At 67.9% G+C, this 17,806-nt stretch carries 17 protein-coding genes; 9 read left to right on the top strand and 8 right to left on the bottom strand.

Going from position 1 to position 17,806, the window contains the following annotated elements; all coding sequences use genetic code 11:
* The first annotated feature begins 32 nt into the window (after positions 1-32).
* Complete coding sequence (locus tag Q9R31_RS00510) at positions 33-1,373, top strand: MFS transporter (RefSeq protein ID WP_397428178.1); 1,341 nt, start codon at positions 33-35, stop codon at positions 1,371-1,373.
* 35 nt (positions 1,374-1,408) lie between these two features.
* Here Q9R31_RS00510 and Q9R31_RS00505 read toward each other — a convergent pair whose 3' ends face one another.
* Positions 1,409-2,140 carry an IclR family transcriptional regulator gene (locus Q9R31_RS00505; protein ID WP_311260825.1) on the bottom strand — a complete coding sequence of 244 codons (732 nt, stop codon included), beginning with the start codon at positions 2,138-2,140 and terminating at the stop codon, positions 1,409-1,411.
* 250 nt (positions 2,141-2,390) lie between these two features.
* Here Q9R31_RS00505 and Q9R31_RS00500 point away from each other — a divergent pair, with 250 nt between their 5' ends.
* Complete coding sequence (locus Q9R31_RS00500) at positions 2,391-3,722, top strand: MFS transporter (protein WP_311260824.1); 1,332 nt, start codon at positions 2,391-2,393, stop codon at positions 3,720-3,722.
* A gap of 74 nt (positions 3,723-3,796) precedes the next feature.
* Here Q9R31_RS00500 and Q9R31_RS00495 read toward each other — a convergent pair whose 3' ends face one another.
* The 3 genes from Q9R31_RS00495 to Q9R31_RS00485 form a co-directional block, all read right to left on the bottom strand.
* Positions 3,797-4,444, bottom strand: a complete 648-nt coding sequence (locus Q9R31_RS00495) for a phosphoribosyltransferase family protein (protein WP_311260823.1) — start codon at positions 4,442-4,444, stop codon at positions 3,797-3,799.
* A 96-nt stretch (positions 4,445-4,540) separates the two neighbouring features.
* Complete coding sequence (locus Q9R31_RS00490) at positions 4,541-5,368, bottom strand: alpha/beta fold hydrolase (protein ID WP_311260822.1); 828 nt, start codon at positions 5,366-5,368, stop codon at positions 4,541-4,543.
* A gap of 80 nt (positions 5,369-5,448) precedes the next feature.
* Positions 5,449-6,846 (bottom strand): amino acid permease, encoded by a 1,398-nt coding sequence (locus Q9R31_RS00485; RefSeq protein WP_311260821.1) that lies wholly within the window; start codon positions 6,844-6,846, stop codon positions 5,449-5,451.
* Positions 6,847-7,139: 293 nt separating this feature from the next.
* Here Q9R31_RS00485 and Q9R31_RS00480 point away from each other — a divergent pair, with 293 nt between their 5' ends.
* Genes Q9R31_RS00480 through Q9R31_RS00460 form a run of 5 tightly spaced genes read left to right on the top strand, consistent with a single transcriptional unit; the run spans position 7,140 to position 13,017 of the window.
* Positions 7,140-7,850, top strand: coding sequence for an NrtR DNA-binding winged helix domain-containing protein (locus Q9R31_RS00480; protein ID WP_311261605.1), 711 nt, complete (start codon positions 7,140-7,142; stop codon positions 7,848-7,850).
* Complete coding sequence (gene nadA, locus Q9R31_RS00475) at positions 7,847-9,151, top strand: quinolinate synthase NadA (protein ID WP_311260820.1); 1,305 nt, start codon at positions 7,847-7,849, stop codon at positions 9,149-9,151. Before Q9R31_RS00480 ends, nadA begins: the two co-directional genes overlap by 4 nt.
* A complete protein-coding gene (locus Q9R31_RS00470) occupies positions 9,151-10,929 on the top strand; it encodes an FAD-dependent oxidoreductase (protein ID WP_311260819.1) in 1,779 nt (592 codons plus the stop codon). Before nadA ends, Q9R31_RS00470 begins: the two co-directional genes overlap by 1 nt.
* The gene (gene nadC / locus Q9R31_RS00465) at positions 10,926-11,843 is read left to right on the top strand and encodes a carboxylating nicotinate-nucleotide diphosphorylase (protein ID WP_311260818.1); all 918 of its coding nucleotides are present in this window, start codon (positions 10,926-10,928) and stop codon (positions 11,841-11,843) included. Before Q9R31_RS00470 ends, nadC begins: the two co-directional genes overlap by 4 nt.
* Before the next feature lie 7 nt (positions 11,844-11,850).
* The gene (locus Q9R31_RS00460) at positions 11,851-13,017 is read left to right on the top strand and encodes a cysteine desulfurase family protein (RefSeq protein ID WP_311260817.1); all 1,167 of its coding nucleotides are present in this window, start codon (positions 11,851-11,853) and stop codon (positions 13,015-13,017) included.
* Positions 13,018-13,026: 9 nt separating this feature from the next.
* Here the strand turns inward: Q9R31_RS00460 and Q9R31_RS00455 are convergent, their stop codons facing one another.
* Positions 13,027-13,515: a GtrA family protein gene (locus tag Q9R31_RS00455; RefSeq protein WP_311260816.1), complete on the bottom strand. Its 489-nt coding sequence runs from the start codon at positions 13,513-13,515 to the stop codon at positions 13,027-13,029.
* 86 nt (positions 13,516-13,601) lie between these two features.
* Positions 13,602-14,264 (bottom strand): DUF1684 domain-containing protein, encoded by a 663-nt coding sequence (locus Q9R31_RS00450; RefSeq protein ID WP_311260815.1) that lies wholly within the window; start codon positions 14,262-14,264, stop codon positions 13,602-13,604.
* A 242-nt stretch (positions 14,265-14,506) separates the two neighbouring features.
* Between Q9R31_RS00450 and Q9R31_RS00445 the strand changes: the two genes are divergently transcribed.
* Both Q9R31_RS00445 and Q9R31_RS00440 read left to right on the top strand, forming a co-directional pair.
* Entirely contained in the window at positions 14,507-15,298 is a 792-nt protein-coding gene (locus Q9R31_RS00445; protein ID WP_397428198.1) for a hypothetical protein, read from the top strand.
* Between the two features lie 69 nt (positions 15,299-15,367).
* Positions 15,368-16,174 carry a transglutaminase family protein gene (locus tag Q9R31_RS00440; RefSeq protein WP_311260813.1) on the top strand — a complete coding sequence of 269 codons (807 nt, stop codon included), beginning with the start codon at positions 15,368-15,370 and terminating at the stop codon, positions 16,172-16,174.
* A gap of 22 nt (positions 16,175-16,196) precedes the next feature.
* On the opposite strand, the gene Q9R31_RS00435 is transcribed toward Q9R31_RS00440, so the two are convergent.
* Together Q9R31_RS00435 and Q9R31_RS00430 are read right to left on the bottom strand one after the other, a co-directional pair.
* Positions 16,197-16,664: a MarR family transcriptional regulator gene (locus tag Q9R31_RS00435; RefSeq protein ID WP_311260812.1), complete on the bottom strand. Its 468-nt coding sequence runs from the start codon at positions 16,662-16,664 to the stop codon at positions 16,197-16,199.
* Complete coding sequence (locus Q9R31_RS00430) at positions 16,664-17,806, bottom strand: LLM class flavin-dependent oxidoreductase (RefSeq protein ID WP_311260811.1); 1,143 nt, start codon at positions 17,804-17,806, stop codon at positions 16,664-16,666. Before Q9R31_RS00430 ends, Q9R31_RS00435 begins: the two co-directional genes overlap by 1 nt.

Here is a 17,806-nt window from a genome sequence, read left to right as displayed (position 1 = left end):
GGACGATGCGCACCTACTGAACGAGCCCGGAATTGACACCACAAAGAACTCCTTCAACCACCCGCAACACTCCTGCCCGCGCAGTCACAGGACAGGAAGGCTCCAGCCCGGCCTCCACGAAAGCGGCAGCAAGCGGACGCTTTTCCCGGTTGCCGCAGCTTGCCGGCAGAACCTTCATACCCCTGGGACTTTTTGCGCGGCTTCCCCTGGCCATGCTGGCCATGGGCACCCTTACCCTTGTCACCTCGGTCAGCGGCTCGTTTGCCGCCGGCGGAGCGGCAGCCGGCGCGGTGGGCATCGGTTCCGCGCTGGGAGCTCCGGTGCTTGGATCCCTGGCTGACAGGCGGGGGCAGCGCCCCGTCCTGCTGCTGTCCGCGGTGCTCAATAGCGTGGCGGTGCTGGCCCTGGTCCTCGCCGCCAACGCCACTGCCGGGTCGGGGGATTTCCCGCCCGCCGTCCTGGCGGCTGCCTTGGCGGCCGGCGCCACGTGCCCCCAAGTTGGGCCCCTGGCCCGGGTCAGGTGGATGGCCCTGACAGCCAACGCGGCGGAGCCGTCGTCGGCGCCCGCTGGCGCTGCCCGCGACCTGGACGCCGCGCTCTCCTACGAGAGCACGGCTGATGAAGTGACATTCGTCCTCGGGCCGGCTCTGGTAGGGATCCTGGCCAGCCTCGTGGCGCCCTGGCTTCCGCTGGCACTGGCAGCGGCCATGACCATCACCCTTGTTCCAGCGTTCGCAATGCACCCCACCCATCACGCCGTGCCCGGTTCCCTGCGTAGCGGCGGCAGGAAGGGCAGGGATGCAGAAAATCGCGTGAAGCTGCCGTGGACGGTGGCCCTGCCTGTTGTCGCGATGGTCTGCATGGGAACTTTCTTTGGTTCCACCCAGGCCGCCCTCAGCGCCTTCTCTGCCGGGATCGCAGGAACGGAAATAGCCGGCCTGCTGTACGCCGTCATGGGCCTCAGCTCTGCAGCGGCGGCGCTTTCGGTTGCCTACTGGCCGCGACGGGCCGGTCTGGCACTGCGCTGGGTGCTGTGCGGAGTCCTGATGGCGGGGCTGGCGGTCTTGTTGCCCGTGCCGGCGTCGCTGCCCTCGATGGCGGCGGTCCTGCTGGTCCTTGGACTCCCTGTGGGTCCGGTGATGGTCACCATCTTCGCGGTGGGCGGAAAGGTGGCTCCCGCCGGCCGGCTTGGCACGGTCATGACCGCACTGGCCAGCGGCATTGTCGCAGGAACGGCAATCGGGTCCTCCGTCGGAGGACAGCTGGCGCAGCTCCACGGGTCCGCGGCCGCGTTCCTTGTCCCGGTCGGTGCGGCGGCGGCGCTGGCGCTGCTTGGTGCGGGGGCCGCCGTCGTGCTCCGCCGCAGGCCCTGACAGCCACACCACCCAGGGTGGCGGCTTCCGCGCTGTCAGGCCAGCTGGCGCTCGATCCTGGCCGCGCTTTCGGCGATGGCCGCCCCCACCGCTTCCGGATCATGGGCGGAACGAATGTAGACGACGGCGAGTGCGGCCGGGCGCCCGCCGGGCACCCGGACAGGGGCTGCCAGCGAGGAGACCCCGGCGATGACTTCATCATGGCTGGCCGAGTAGCCCCTCCTCCGCGCTTCGGCCGCTTCGGGCCGGTACGGGATCCCCGTCTCCAACCTGTCCCATTCGGCTTCGGAAAGGGCCGACTGGATGGCGATACCCGGCGCGCCTGCGTTGATGGGGTGGCGTGTACCAGGGTGCTGGGCCACGGTTGCGCCCGAATGCCGCGGCTCGACCGTGACGAGCGTAATGCAGTCGTGGTGGTCCCACACCGCCACGAACGCCGTCATGTCCAGTGAGTTTGCCAACTGGGTGAGCTCCGGCAGGGCGGCGCTTTGCAGGTTGCGCGAGACGCCGCGGGCCAGGACTGCGAGGCCGGGGCCGGGCTGGACCCGTCCTGCGTCGTCACGGACCAGGAGGGAATGGTCTTCCAGGGTTCGCAGGATCCGGTAGGCCACCGAACGGTGGACGCCCATAGCGTCGGCCAGTTCGGCGATGGTCAGCGGGCCCGGGGCAGCTGCCAGGATCTCAAGGGCGCGGATGCCGCGCGAAAGGGTCTGGGACGGCGAAGCCTGCGGCGCCGCCGTCTTGGCCGCGGCTGCTGGAGGTGTCATGAAGTCCATCCTAGGTGGCTGCGCATGCCATGCCGTGACCCTTGTCTCAACCGGCGACTCCCGGTATTGTCCTTTATACGAACAGTCCGTTCGGATATAGAACTCATGGTACGCGGTTCCCGCAATAAATAGTCCCGCAGGCCGTGTCCCGCATCACATTCCGTAGTACCCTACTAACTAACTGACCGTTCTGTCGGTAATTCTGAAGGCGTCCGGGCGGCACAGCTGCCCAATAAACAATGGAGTTTCAATGACCACACCTTCCAGGGTGGATACCCCCGCTGGTCCCAGCACCCGGCGGGAGGAACGCAAGGTCCTCGCCGGCACCCTCGTCGGCACCACCATCGAGTGGTACGACTTCTTCATCTTTGCCCAGCTGACCGCAACGCTGCTGTCACCGCTGTTCCTGGCTCCGCTCAACGAGTCCAACCCGGGCCTGGCGCAGATCCTCTCCTTCGCCCTGATCGGCATCAGCTTCCTGTTCCGTCCCCTCGGTGCTGTGATCGCCGGACACCTGGGCGACCGCCTGGGACGGAAGGCGATGCTGGTCTTCACCCTGGTCATGATGGGTGCGGCCACGGCCCTGATCGGCATGCTCCCCACGTATGCGCAGATCGGTGCCTGGGCTCCGATACTGCTGATCCTGCTGCGTGTCATCCAGGGCTTTTCTGCCGGCGGTGAATGGGGCGGTGCGGCCCTGATGGCCGTGGAGCATGCACCGATCAGCCGTCGTGGCCTGTTCGGTGCCTACCCGCAGATCGGTGTGCCCGTGGGCATGATCCTGGCCACCGGCCTGCTGTTCTTCCTCAACACCGGCATGTCCAAGGAAGACTTCGCCGCCTGGGGCTGGCGGGTGCCGTTCCTGCTCTCCATCGTCCTGATCGTGGTGGGCTACCTGATCCGCCGCGCAGTGGCCGAGAGCCCGGTCTTCCAGGAGATGGCCCTGCGGAAGAAGGAAAGCAAGGCGCCGCTGGGCGAGCTGATCCGGAACCACAAGCTGCCCGTCCTGTACTCCACCCTGATCTTCATCGGCAACAATGCAGCGGGGTACCTGCTGATCGCGTTCTTCATTTCCTACGCAACCAAGACGCTGAAGATGCCCACCCCGCAGATCCTCCTGGCCACCACGCTGGCATCCTTTGGCTGGCTGATCTTCACCCTGGTGGGCGGGTGGCTGTCGGACCGGATCGGCCGCGTGAAGACGTTCCTGGCCGGCTACGCCATCGTCTTTGCCTGGATGATTCCCATGTTCGCGCTCATCGACACCAAGGACATCGTGCTGTACGGCGTCGCGCTGTTCGTGCTGACCATTGGCCTGGGCCTGTCATACGGCCCCATGTCCGCCATGTATGCCGAAATGTTCCCCGCCAATGTCCGTTACTCGGGCATCTCCATCGGCTACGCCTTTGGTGCCATCCTGGGCGGGGCCTTCGCAGCCACCATTGCCGAATCGCTGCTGCAATCCACCAAGTGGACCGGTTCGATCGGCATCTACATCATGGTGCTGTGCGTCATCTCGGCTGTCGGCGTGGTGCTGGCCAAGGAAACCAAGGGCCGCCCCCTGGGCGTCAGCAGCCACTGATCCATCGTCCTCTCCATACGGCACAACAACAGCAGGCCCGGACCGCAAGGTCCGGGCCTGCTGTTCGGGTCCGGTCAGCGTGCCAGCAGGCTGACCGCGTCGTCGTCGCTCAACTGCCTGAAGTGCCGGTAGTAGCTCCCCACCGCCCGGAACCTGCCTGGCAGGTGCAGGCACACCACGGCGTCGCACACCCGCTCCAGTGAGGCTTCGGCGTCGATCGATCCCACGGGCGCTGCGGCCACTACGGCAGCCGCGCCACCCTCCCGCATGGCCTCGACGGCGGCTCGCATCGTGGCGCCCGTGGCCAGGCCGTCATCCAGCAGGAGAACGGTCCGGCCTGCAACATCCATATCGGTTCCGGGATACCGCTGTACCCGGCGGAGCAGTTCGTCCCGTTCGCGTTGTTCGACGTCGTCCAGCCATTCCTGCTGCACGCCGTGCGCCAGGACGCGCTCCAGCAGGGGCTTGTTGATTATCCGGACCGTGCGCCCGCGCGCCCAGGCCAGGGCTCCGTAGGCGGTTTCCTCGTGCCCGGGGATGCCCAGCTTCCGTACCAGGACGGCGCCCAGCGGCAGGCGGAGGGCAGCCGCTGCCGCCGCGGCGACGGGAATGCCCCCGCGTGCCAGGCCCAGGACCACGGTGTCCTGATGTTCCCGGAACTGGCCGAGCGCAGCCGCCAGGTGTCGGCCGGCTTCGGCGCGGTCTTCGAAACGCGTACCCATGTGTCCCTCCCGGCGCTGCGGCCTGCGTGCCGCCCTCAGCGTACTGCCGGATGCGTGGACTGTTTCCGGCGGCGGCCAGACTTCTTTCCCGGACGCCTAAACCGACAGGAACGAGATGGCGGCCTGCTTGAAGGCCCTGCTGGTGACGGCATTGGTGTGGTTCCGGCCGGGGAGGACCAACTGTTCGGCCATGGAGCCGGCGCCGCGGGCCAGGTCGGCGAGCCTGGGCAGTATGGCTGCCCGTTCGTCCTTGTCTCCGGCCACCAGCAGCATGGGAACGTGGGGGACTGCTTCTGCGGGGTCGTAGGGCTCGGCCTTGATGGCCTCCACCAGGGACAGCAGCGCGAAGATGTTGTTGCTCGGCAGCAGCAATGCCATCTTCAGGAGCTGTGCGGTCGATTCGTCCTGGATCGGCGTGCCGTCTGCCAGGTAGTCCTGGGCGGCCCTGAGGTCGAACGCGGCCAGGGGGTCGGAGTCGTTGGGCCCGCCGAGCACCAGCCGGTGCACCAGCTCGTGCTGCGTTGCGGCAAACTCCCAGGCGAGCCGCGATCCCAGGGAGTAGCCCACCACGTCCAGCCCGCTGGTAGGATCACCCTCCTGCAGGGGCCGCGCGCCGGCGTCGAACGCTGCCTGGAGCAGGTCCGCCCTGATCCTGCTGGGGGAGTAGGAGTCGCGGTCCTCCGGAGCGCCGCTGCGGCCGTGGCCGGGAAGGTCCACGGTGATGACCCGGCGGCCGGCGTCGAGCAGGGCGGATACCCAGCCGGTGTCCTCCCAGTTGAGCTTGGACGAGGAGGAAAAGCCGTGCAGCAGCAGGACCGGCCGCAGGCCTGCGTCGCTTGCGGGGTCATGGACTGCCACATACAGCTGCGGGTCGGTGCCTTCAACGGTGTGCGCGTGCTGCTGTCCGGTGTGCCTGCCGCTCATGGTGTCAGTTCCCCAATCAGTACGGCGCCTGGGCGGGCCCGGCGCGTCGGTGCGTCTTCCTTGGAAAGGTACGAACCACTCTACCTGTTGGCAGGCCCGTTCCCGCTGGTGAGGCGGGCCCCGGCGGCACACGCCAGGGCGATGCCGGCGATCAGGGCGAAGGTGCTGAAGAGCTGCACCCGGCTGCTGTCCGCGCTGAAGCCGACGGCGAAGATCAAGCCAAGGAGGACCAGGCCAAGGATGGTCAGGCCGGGAAAGCCCCTCATCCGCAGGGGAAGCGGGATTCCGTCCCGTTCCGCCCGCCGGCGCAGTATCAGCTGGGAGACCAGTGCGCTGCCCCACACCACCAGGCACGTCGAGCCCACCAGCTGGAACAGGGCGGGCAGGATCCGTTCAGGGAACAACAGTTCCAGGACCGTGGCGATGAAGCCGAAGGCCACCGATACCGCCACCGCGAGCCGGGGCACGGCGGCGCTGTTGAGGCGGGTCAGGACGCGCGGCGCTTCACCCCGCTGCGCCAGGGAATACACCATCCGGGACGCGCCATAGAGGTTGGCATTCAGTGCCGAGAGGAGCGCGACGACGGCCACCAGGGTGATGGCGGTGGCGGCGCCGGGGATCCTTGCTGCGTCCAGGACGCCGGCGAAGGGCGAGGCGAGGCTCGCGGACGTGGCGGGGAGGACCGCGGCGATGACGAAGACGGACCCGATGTAGAACACCAGGATGCGCCACACGACCGTCCGGATGGCCTTGCCCACGCTGCGTTCCGGATCCTCGGTTTCGGCCGCGGCCACAGAAACGATTTCCGTCCCGCCGAATGCGAAGATCACCACAAACAGGGCAGCAGCAACGCCGCCCAGGCCATGGGGAGCAAAATTTCCGGTGAGGTTGCCGGCACCGGGGGACGCGACGCCGGGCAGCAGGCCAAGGAGCAAGGCAGCCCCGACGGCAAGGAACACCACGATGACGGCCACCTTGAGGATGGCGAACCAGAACTCGAACTCACCGAAGTTCCGGACGCCGGCCAGGTTGATGCCGGTGAACACCACCATGAACAGGAGCGCCAGCGCCCAGACGGGGATTACGGGCCAGACGGAGAACAGCAGCCCGGCGGCGCCCAGTGCCTCGGCCGCGATCACCACCACCAGCTGCAGCCACCACAGCCACCCGATGGTGGCACCTGCCGTACGGCCCAGCGCCCGCTCCGCGTAGACGGAAAAGGCCCCGCTGTCCGGGTTGGCGGCCGCCATCTCGCCCAGGGCCCACATCACCAGGATGATCAGCGTTCCGGCCACCAGGTAGGAGATGAGGACTGCCGGTCCGGCTGCCTGGACCCCGGCGCCCGAGCCCAGGAACAAACCGGCGCCAATGGCGCTGCCCAGCCCCATCATGGTGAGCTGGCGCGGCTTCATGCTGTGGGCGGCTGTGGTTTTCGCCGGGGGTGTGGCGGGCGTGGTCCGGTAAGACTTCATCGTCATGGGGCAGGGCACCTTCTGGGGCTGGTTCGACGGTTCCGGTCCGGATGGTCCGGGGGTCCTTGTGGGACCTTTTGAATTTACCGCCTCCAGGACGTGCCCAAAAACGGCAGCGGGAACCGGGCTGTGGATGTGAGAGGCCCCGGTTGCCGGCCTGATGATGCCGCAAGTCCAAATATGGTGCAGAAACATTTCCCTTTCCGGCTCCGTGCGCCGTAGAATTAGTTTTGGTCAAAGTGACCATAACTCTGAACCGCCAGGGCGGGCACGATGAGCACGACGAGAGGCGGTGGGACGTGTACTACAGCTCGGCAAATGTTTCCGAGCGGCAGGCCGCGCCGCCGTCGCTGGCCATCTCCACGGTGATCTTCGCCCTGCGGCCAAGTGAAACCTCGGGCCGTCCCACGCTGTGGCTGCCCCTGGTGCGCCGCATCCGTGAGCCTTACAAGGGGCTGTGGGCATTGCCGGGCGGGCCCCTTAGCCATGAGGAATCCCTCCAGGACGCCGCGGCCAGGAACCTGCGGGAGACCACGGGCCTGGCGCCCCGCTACCTTGAGCAGCTGTACGCCTTCGGCGGCCTGCACCGCTCACCCACCCAGCGGGTGGTCTCCATCGTGTACTGGGCCCTGGTCCAGCCAACGGAAGCCGCGCTCGCCGACGAATCCGAGAACGTGAGGTGGTTTCGCGCGGACCGCCTCGGCGAACTCGCGTTCGACCACAACGCGATCGTTGACTATGCGCTCTGGCGCCTGCGCAACAAGCTGGCCTACGGCTCGGTGGCGTACCACCTGCTGGGTGAGTACTTCACCCTCGCCCAGGTCCGCGAAGTCTATGAAGCAGTCCTGGACCGCCAGCTGGATCCCGCCAACTTCCGCCGGCAACTCAAATCCACCCCGGAAATTGAAGAAACCGGCGAATACCTCCAGGGCGGCAAACACCGTCCACCACGCCTCTACCGCTACACCGGCCGGCCAGGCCTTGACCCAGACAACAGGAGCACACCATGAGCAGCGTCAACACGGCAATCCAGCTGATCACGCGCGAACAGGCCGAAAAAGGCGCAGCAGCTGAACGCAGCACCTGCAGCCCGGCACTGGCCAGGGGCCCCTGGGACTACGACCTGGCCGAGGCGCTGGCCGGTGTCCCGGCCTATGGTCCGGGCGCGTCCAGCGCCGACCCCGCCCCCGCGACGACGCCGCGCCAGGGCCAGCTTCCCGAGGAGTACAAGCTGGCCAGCGACGCCGAGCTCGGGGAACGGATCCTCGCCGCCAAGGCCGCGCTGGGCGAACGGGCCGTGATCCTGGGCCACTTCTACCAGCGCGACGAAGTAATCCAGTACGCCGACTTCGTGGGTGACTCCTTCCAGCTCGCCAATGCGGCACTCACCAGGCCGGAGGCCGAGGCAATCATCTTCTGCGGTGTCCACTTCATGGCCGAAACCGCGGACATCCTCTCCACCCCGGAACAGGCGGTCATCCTGCCCAACCTCGCCGCCGGCTGCTCCATGGCGGACATGGCGGACGCGGACTCCGTGGAGGAATGCTGGGAGCAGCTGGCGGAAATCTTCGGCACCGAGCCCGACGCTGAGGGCCGGGTACCGGTCATCCCCGTCACCTACATGAATTCCTCCGCAGCCCTGAAGGCATTCTGCGGCGACAACGGCGGCATCGTCTGCACCTCCTCCAACGCCAGGACCGTCCTGGAGTGGGCCTTCCAGCGCGGACAGCGGGTGCTGTTCTTCCCCGACCAGCACCTGGGCCGCAACACCGCCAAGGCATTGGGCGTGCCCCTGGAGCAGATGCCCATGTGGAACCCGCGCAAGGACCTGGGCGGCAATGACGAACAGGCGCTCCTGGACTCCCGGGTCATCCTCTGGCACGGGTTCTGCTCGGTGCACAAGCGCTTCAACGTGGCCCAGATCGAGAAGGCCCGCGCGGACTTCCCCGGTGTCCAGGTCATCGTGCACCCGGAGTGCCCCATGGAAGTGGTGGACGCGGCAGATTCGGCCGGCTCCACCGACTTCATCAGGAAGGCCATCGCGGCGGCGGCGGAGCCCACCACGTTCGCCATCGGTACCGAAATCAACATGGTTAACCGGCTTGCCGCCGAGTACCCGCAGCACACCATCTTCTGCCTTGACCCGGTGATCTGCCCGTGCTCCACGATGTACCGCATCCACCCCGGCTACCTGGCCTGGGTCCTGGAGGAACTGGTGGCCGGCCGCATCGTCAACCGCATCACCGTGGACGAGGACGTCCAGGCCAACGCCAGGACGGCGCTCGAGCGCATGCTCGCCGCGAGGCCGTGATGAGTCGCCGTCTCGCCGTCGTCGGAAGCGGCATCGCGGGGCTCTACGCCGCACTGCTCGCCGCGGAGGCCGGCGCCGACGTGGTGCTGCTGACCAAGGGGGCGCTGGAGCACAGCAACACCTGGTACGCGCAGGGCGGCATCTCCGCCGTGCTCGCCGAACCCGCCCCGGGGGACACCGTTGCCGCCCACATTGCGGATACGCTCCGTGCCGGCGCGGGGCACTGCAACGAGGCCGCGGTCCGTCTGATGTGCACGCAGGCGCGGCAGGACATCCAGGGCCTCCAGCGCTACGGGGTCGCCTTTGACACGGGCCCCACTGAAGCTGCGCACGGGGACGCAACGCACGACGACGGCCCGGCCCTTGGGCTCGAAGCAGCCCACAGTGCGGCCCGCATCCTGCACGCAGGAGGAGACGCCACGGGCGCGCGCGTCGCCGGCGCGCTGATCGAGGCTGTCCTGTCCCGGCGGGACGAGGGAAAGCTCTCGCTCCTCACGCACGCGCACGTAACCGGCCTGACCAGCAGGGAAGGCCGTGTGGCGGGGGTCGAATTCCTCCAGGAGGGCCGGCATGTCAGCCTGGACGCGGACGCCGTCCTGCTTGCCACCGGGGGAGCGGGCCAGCTGTTCGCCCAAACCACCAACCCCGCGGTGGCCACCGCCGACGGGCTGGCGCTCGCCGTCCGCGCGGGCGCCGCCACGGCAGACCTCGAGTTCTTCCAGTTCCACCCCACCTGCCTGGTCAGCTCCGCCACCGCCCACCCTGCCCGGCTGGATGGCCCGCTGTTGATCTCCGAAGCCGTCCGCGGCGAAGGCGCCGTCCTGCTCGACTCCAACGGCCGGCGCTTCATGAAGGCCTACCACCCCGACGCCGAACTGGCACCCCGCGACGTCGTCTCACGCAGCATCGCCCTCCACCTTGCCAAACTCGGCGACCCCAACGGCCATGTCTATCTCGACGCCCGGGCCATCGAAGAGGCCAGGGGCAACGGCTTCCTCCGCCGGCGGTTCCCCACCCTCACCCGCAAGACCCTCGACGCCGGCATCGACTGGACCCGCGAACTGGTCCCCGTTGCCCCCGCCGCCCACTACTGGATGGGCGGGGTTACCACCGACCTCCACGCCCGCACCACCGTCCCCGGCCTCTACGCCGCCGGCGAAGTTGCGTGCACCGGGATCCAAGGGGCGAACCGGCTGGCCAGCAACTCCCTCCTTGAGGGACTCGTCTTCGGCCGCCGCGCTGTTGAAGCTTTTCTCTCTGGTGACGCGCTTCCTTGGGTGTCGCCTGACGGCGCTCCTCCGCGTGCTGTCTCGGCCGCTGGCGGCCTCCCCTTGACGCACGCTTCCGGAGCACCCTCAGTCGACGATGGTCGGGTCCCCTTGAGTGTGGCATCAGTAGGCGCGACGGCCGGCTCAGGTGCCTCCAGCGGAAAGTGGCCGTCCAGCTTCGGTGGGGGAATAGTTGCCGGGGAGCCGTTTTCTCGGGGGGCTCTTCGCCGCTTGATGACTTCGCATGCCGGGGTGCTGCGGTCTGGGGAGTTGCTCTCTGAGGCTGCCGGGATCCTGGCCGGCTGGGCCGCCGTCGTCCGTCCTGATGCCGGCTCTTCCTTCTCTGATCCTGTGGGGTGCGAGGACCGGAACCTCCTGTTGGCCGCGCAGCTGCTCGTCGCCGGTGCCCTCGGCCGCCGCGCATCGCTGGGCGCGCACTACCGCAGCGACGATCCCGCAGACCCTGAAACCACTTACCCTCCGCGTCCGAAAGCGAGCCTGCTCCGATGACTGAACCCGCCGTGATCGATCACGCAGCCACCCTGCGCCCGGCACTGGACCTGACCCTTCCGGCGGCACCGGTCAGGGAGATCCTGGAACGGGCCTTCGCCGAGGATGCGCCCTCCGGCGACATCACCTCTCAGCTGCTGATTCCCGCCCAGGCCCGCGCCACAGCCGTCCTCAACGCCCGCGTCCCTGGCGTCCTCAGCGGCGCCACCGTGTTCCGCGACGCGATGCAGCTGGTGGATCCCGCCACCCAGGTGGAACTGCTCGTGGCGGACGGGGAAACGTTCTACGCCGGCACGCACCTCGCCAGGGTCAGCGGCAGCGCCCGCTCGGTCCTGATGGCCGAACGCGTGGCGCTCAACCTGGTCCAGCGTATGTCCGCCATCGCCACGAAGACCGCCGGATTCGTCCGGCTGGCCGAGGGAACCCGGGCCCGCATCACCGACACCCGCAAGACCACACCGGGCCTGCGCGTCCTGGAACGCTTCGCCGTGCGGTGCGGCGGCGGCTCGAACCACCGGTACAGCCTGTCCGACGCCGTGCTGGCCAAGGACAACCACCTGGCCGTAATGACCGGGGGAGACCCGGCAAAACTGACCGGGCTCCTGCTGGCCGCCAAAGCCCAGCTGGGGCACACCACCCACTTTGAAGTCGAAGTGGACAGCATGGAGCAGATCGAACCCGTCCTGGCCGCCGGCGTGGACACCATCATGCTGGACAACTTCACGGTCGAAGAGCTGCAGGCAGGCGTGGCCCTGGTGGCCGGACGCGCCCGCGTGGAAGCAAGCGGCAACGTCAACGCCGGCACCGTCGCTGCCATTGCCGCCACCGGCGTGGATGTCATCTCCATCGGGGCGCTGACCCACTCCGTGGCCGCCCTGGACCTGGGCCTCGACGTCGAACTGACCGCCGGGTGAGATTGCCGTGATCTTCCTTGACGCCGCCGCCACCACCCCCGTCCGCCGTGAGGTGCTGGACGCCATGTGGCCCTACCTCACGGGCTCATTCGGGAACCCCTCCAGCCACCACACCCTGGGTGAGGCGGCAGCTGAGGCGCTCGCGGGGGCGCGGGCAGCGGTGGCCGGCGTCCTGAACTGCCGGCAGGGCGAGGTGGTGTTCACCTCCGGGGGAACGGAAGCAGACAACCTGGCCGTCAAAGGCATCGCCCTGGCCCGGCAGGCCGCAAACCCGGAGTTGAACCGGGTGGCGATCAGCGCCGTCGAACACCCTGCCGTGGAGGAATCCTCGCGCTACCTTGAGCGCTTCCACGGCTTCCTGGTGGACGTGGTGCCGGTCGACGCCACCGGCCGGGTCACGCCGGAGGCGCTGGCCGGGGTGCTGCGGCCGGAGACCGCGCTGGTCAGCGTCATGTACGCCAACAACGAGGTGGGCACCATCCAGCCCATCGCCGCGCTGGCGGAACTGGCTCACCGCCACGGAATCCCGTTCCATACAGACGCCGTCCAGGCAGCCGGCTGGCTGCCGCTCGATGCCAGGGCGTTGGGCGTGGATGCCATGAGCATCTCCGGGCACAAACTGGGGGCACCCAAAGGCTGCGGCATGCTTTTCGTCCGGAGCCGTACCCGGCTCGAACCGGTCATCCACGGCGGCGGTCAGGAAAGGGGCCGCCGCTCGGGAACCGAAAACGTGGCCGGGGCGGTGGGCCTGGCCACAGCACTCACGCTTGCCCGGGACCGGCAGGCAGAGCAGCAGGCAAGGGTGGCCGCCCTGCGGGACCGGTTCATCACTGCGGTGGTGGCCGCGGCGCCGGACGCCGTCCTGACCGGCCACCCCATCGAACGGCTGCCGTCCGTCGCGTCGTTCTGCTTTCCCGGGACCAGCGGCGAGTCCGTGCTCCTGGAGCTGGAACGGCGCGGCGTAGTCTGCTCCAGCGGCTCGGCGTGCGCTGCCGGTTCGGACGCGCCGTCGCCGGTGCTATCCGCGCTGGGAATTTCGGCCGAAGTGGCGCAGACTGCCGTCCGGTTCAGTTTTGACGCATCAGTGACCGGGGAAGACCTGGACGTGGCGGCGGACGCGCTCCGGGCCGCCGTCGCCACTGTCAAAAACCTTGGCGCGGGCCACAGCCGCTAGCGGATCGATTCAGCGGTGGCGTGCGCGCCGGAAGATCCAGTGCCGCAGCATGCTGAAGCGCACCGCCGTGGCCAGGAAACCGGACAGCGTGGTGGCCAGCAGTTCGTCCCCCACGGTGGCCTCCGGATTGAACCAGTGCAGCACGCCCAGGCTGCTGCCGGTGATCACCAGCGCCACTGCGATCACCACCAGGCCGTTGAAGTGGTCACGGGTGCGGCGCTGCTGGCCGGCGATCTTGAAGGTCAGCCGCCGGTTCAAGGCGGTGTTCAACAAGGACGTGACGACCAGTGCCACGGCGTTGGCCAGCTGGGCGCCGAGCCATGGACGCAGCAGCGCGTAGAGGCCAAGCGATGCGGCGGTGCAGATGCCGCCGACACCGGAGAAGCGGACCAACTGCCGGATAACCGGAAAACGCAGGATCCCCCGGTAGTGCCTGGTGGCAGGAAGGCGCCGGGGCCGGGTTTCCTGGACAGCGGGTGCGGACGGTCCCTCCGTCATCCGATGGCACCGGCAGCACGCTCAGTGCGGCAGGCAGGAAGCAGGAACGGGATGCGCACACGGCACATGGAACAAACCGCCATGCGTCAGTACAGCTCGCCCACGGGGATTTCCACGGCCAGCCGGTTGGAGGGCCCGGGCAGCGGGCACGCCCAGGCCTCGTTGTAGGCGCAGGAGGGGTTGTAGGCAAAGTTGAAATCCAGGACGAACGTGGCGCCCGGGCCGGTGCCGTTGACGCCGTGGAAGGCACCCTTGATGGTGTCCAGCAGGTAGCGGCCGGCGCCGTAGGTTCCGCCGGGCTGCCCCGCCGTGGCGTCGCGGAACGGGACGAAAATGCCGCCGCCGTACCCGCGCAGTTTCCATACCCCGAGCTGGCCCAATTCGGGCAGGTCGAATGTGCCCAACCGGACAAAGTGGACCACCCCGTCGGTCGCGGTTTCGACGCTCATCTCCCTGCCGGCGCCCTCTTTCGTCAGGGGCACGTGGAACCGGTAGATGGGGTCGTAGTCGGCAGTCTTCAGCCCGGAGAAATGGGCCTTGGCCTCGGCGGTCAGTGCGGAAGCCGGGTGGGTGCCGAACATCAGGTCGCGCTGGTGGCGCCAGTACGAGTGCGCCTCTGAGGGGCTCTCGACGGCGAAGCGGCGGACGTTGTCATAGAGCGCAAAGGTCCTCAGCCGCCAGTCGGCGATGTCCAGGGCGGAGATGTCCGCGGGATTGTCTTCGGCTGCGCCGTGCTGCTCTTCCGCCATAACCTCCAGCCTAGTCCCAGGCCAGGGTGGTAAACGCCCGACGGCGACACGCTGGGCACGTGCCCGCGGGAAGGGACGGGAGCGGGAAGGGCCGGCCGCAGTCCGGCAGAGGGACGCGCTGGCCGCAGCAAACACCGCTTCCGGGGCGCACGAAACACCACCGCACCGGTCCGGGAAGGAGCCGTGCCACCACTAGGCTGGCTTCCATGACAGGCAAGGCTGTAGCGAGCGCTCTTTCCCGGATGTCCCTGGTGGCCGCCGTGGTCCTGCTGTCGGGATGCTCGGGATCCCCGGCCGGCCCGGGATGGACGGCCCAGCCATCACCATCCGGGGCAGCAACCTCGGGATCTGCAGCGCCTGGCCCAACAGCAGGCACGGCATCGGCGTCCCCGGATGCTTCCGGCAATGTCCAGGCCTCCGCGTCCGCAACGCCCGGCGAACCCACCGGTGTGGCCACTGCCGCTTCGTGGAAGTCGTTCGCCGACCCCGCAAAAACTGTCAGTTTCGACCTGCCGGCCGACTGGATCGCCCAGTCGGTGGCGCCGGAGGACGGGGTGCTTCCCGGCGGACTGAAGATTGAAGTGAAGAAGCCCGACGGAACCTTCATTGCCGCGCTCCGGACTGGACTGCCGCCGTCGTCCGTTGACTGTCCCGAAAGCGCGCGGCACCCGTACACGGTGATCAGCAGCGTACCCTTTGAGCTCTCCGCCCAGGGCGGGGAAGGGACCATCCCGCCACGCATGGTCTACAGGGTGATCCAGGGATACCGCTACTTCGGCTCATACGGCATCACCAACCTGGTGGGTGGAACGGACGGGCAGGCGTGCGAGCTGCGCAACGTGGTGCGTGGTCCGGCCGGCAAGGGAGACTACTCGTTCGGTGACCTGGTGGCCCTCAAAGCCTTTGCCCCGGATGAAAAGGTGGCACCGGCGAAGGCCTTCGACACCCTGGGCCAGGCCGCCCAGTACGTCGACGAAAGCCCTGATTTCGCCAACGTGCAACGGATGCTAATGTCGCTGAAGGTCAAAAACTAGTCCCGCTGCCGGCAACCACAAGTCCACGGTGTGCGGCTTGCCTTCCGCCCCCAACACCCCCGGAGATTCATGGAACGCTCTGTTTCCGCACGCCTGGCCTTCAGGACCATCGCCAATACCAAGGTGGCCATGGCCATTGCCGTGGCAAGGAACAGCGGGTACACATCCTTTGAAGAAGTCCTCTCCGTCACGGCGGGCGGGGCAGACGTTCCCCTTACCGAGGTCTCCGACCACCACGGCGGCCGGTTCCACTACATGGAGCTCGCCGAACCCACGGACGTCACCGTGGAATATTCAGCCACCGTGGCCGGCCGCGCCGTCCCGGAAGACGCCACTCTGGCGGACCGCATCCGCTACGTCCGTCCCAGCCGGTACGCCGAGTCGGACCGGTTGCTGCCTACGGCCTACGCAGAGTTCGAAGGGGTCCAGGGGGCGGACCTGGTGCACGCCGTCCGCAACTGGGTCAATGGTGAGCTGCGGTACATCAGCGGCTCCTCCCGCGGCACGGACGGTGCCGTGGAGACCCTCCTCAGCCGGCGCGGCGTCTGCCGGGACTTTGCGCACCTGGCCATCGCCTTGCTCCGCTCGAAGGACATCCCGGCCCGGCTGGCGGCCGTCTACGCGCCGGGCCTGAGCCCCATGGATTTCCACGCTGTGGCGGAAGCCTACGTGGAGGGGGCCTGGCACGTCATCGACCCCACCGGCCTGGCGCCGCGGGAGTCCATGCTGCGCATTACCGCCGGCCGGGACTCATCAGACACCGCTTTCCTTTCCACGGTGGGTGGAAGCCTGGTCCTGAACCAACTGCGCGTCACGGCCGTGGTCAACGGGGACCTGCCCTGCGAGGATCCTTCCCGGCTGGTGGCGCTCGGCTGATTCTCCGGCCGGGCCGGCTCTGCTACTTGGGAAGGGGACCCAGCGAGCTCCGCAGCTTGTCCGTGAGCCGCATCAGCTCCTTCTGCTCCGCGGCCGTCAGCGCAGGGCCCACCAGCGCCGAAATGTCCCGGACGTGCTCGCGGCCGATTTCCTTCTGCAATTCCCGCCCCTCGTCGGTCAGCTTCAGCAGGATGCCGCGGCCGTCGTCCGGAGCGGGCATCCGGGCAACGAGCCCGCGCTTTTCGAGCCGCTCCACTAGCCGGCTCAGGCTGGACTGGCTCAACAGCACGTTGTCGTTGAGCTCATTGAGCCGCAGCCAGCCGGACGGGCACCGGGAGAGCGTGAACAGGACGTCGTATTCATTCACCGCCAGTTTCCGGAACGCCCGCCCGGACTGCAGCTTGCGCATGACGGCCACCTGGGCCCGGAACAGGGACTCCCAGGTTTCGGCAGCCAGCCGCACCGGCGATTCCGATCCTCCGGCAGCCATCACGCCTCCGCGGAAGACTTTTCAGCGCCCGCCGCGTCCTGGCCCTGCCCTGACTGCGCCTCCTGGGCGGCCAGCGCAGCGGCAACCCGGTTGGCATGGGTAGGCGGTTCGGGAACGTGGGCCGGAGTGAGGGCGGCGTACTCCCTGCGGAGGACGGGCAGGACTTCCTCGCCGAACAGGTCCAGCTGCTCCAGGACGGTCTTCAGCGGCAGCCCGGCGTGGTCGATCAGGAACAGCTGGCGCTGGTAGTCGCCGAAGTACTCGCGGAAGGTCAGGGTCTTTTCGATGACTTCCTGCGGGCTGCCCACGGTCAGCGGGGTCTGGGAGGTGAAGTCCTCCAGGGACGGCCCGTGGCCATAGACGGGGGCGTTGTCGAAGTACGGGCGGAATTCGTTCACGGCGTCCTGGGAGTTCTTCCGCATGAAGAACTGGCCGCCGAGTCCAACGATCGCCTGGTCCGCCTTGCCGTGGCCGTAGTGTTCGTACCGCTCGCGGTAGAGGCCAATCAGCTGCTGGTAGTGCTCCTTGGGCCAGAAGATGTTGTTGGCGAAGAAGCCGTCACCGAAGTACGCGGCCACTTCCGCGATCTGCGGGGTGCGGATGGAGCCGTGCCATACAAACGGGGCCACGCCGTCCAGCGGCCGGGGCGTGGAGGTGAAGTTCTGCAGCGGGGTGCGGAACTTGCCGGACCAGTTGACGGTGTCCTCGTCCCACAGCTTGCGCAGGAGACTGTAGTTCTCGATGGCCAGCTCCACGCCGTCCTGGATGTTCTTGCCGAACCATGGATACACGGGGGCGGTGTTGCCGCGGCCCAGGACCAGGTCCACCCGCCCGTCGGACAGGTGCTGGAGCATGGCAAAGTCCTCGGCGATCTTCACCGGATCATTGGTGGTGATAAGCGTGGTGGCCGTGGAGAGGATGATCCGTTCGGTCTGGGCCGCAATGTAAGCGAGGGTGGTGGTGGGGGAGGAGGAGAAGAAGGGCCGGTTGTGGTGCTCGCCGATGGCGTAGACATCCATGCCGATTTCCTCGACCTTTTTGGCGATGGCCACCGAGGCCTTGATGCGTTCGTGCTCGGTGGGAGTGCGGCCCGTGGTGGGGTCCGTGGTGATGTCGCTGACGCTGAAAACACCGATCTGCAT

It is taken from the genome of Pseudarthrobacter sp. BRE9, assembly GCF_031844305.1.
GTDB lineage: Bacteria > Actinomycetota > Actinomycetes > Actinomycetales > Micrococcaceae > Arthrobacter.
Note: the sequence above shows the minus strand (reverse complement) of the source record. Positions and strands in the feature narration are given on the sequence as shown.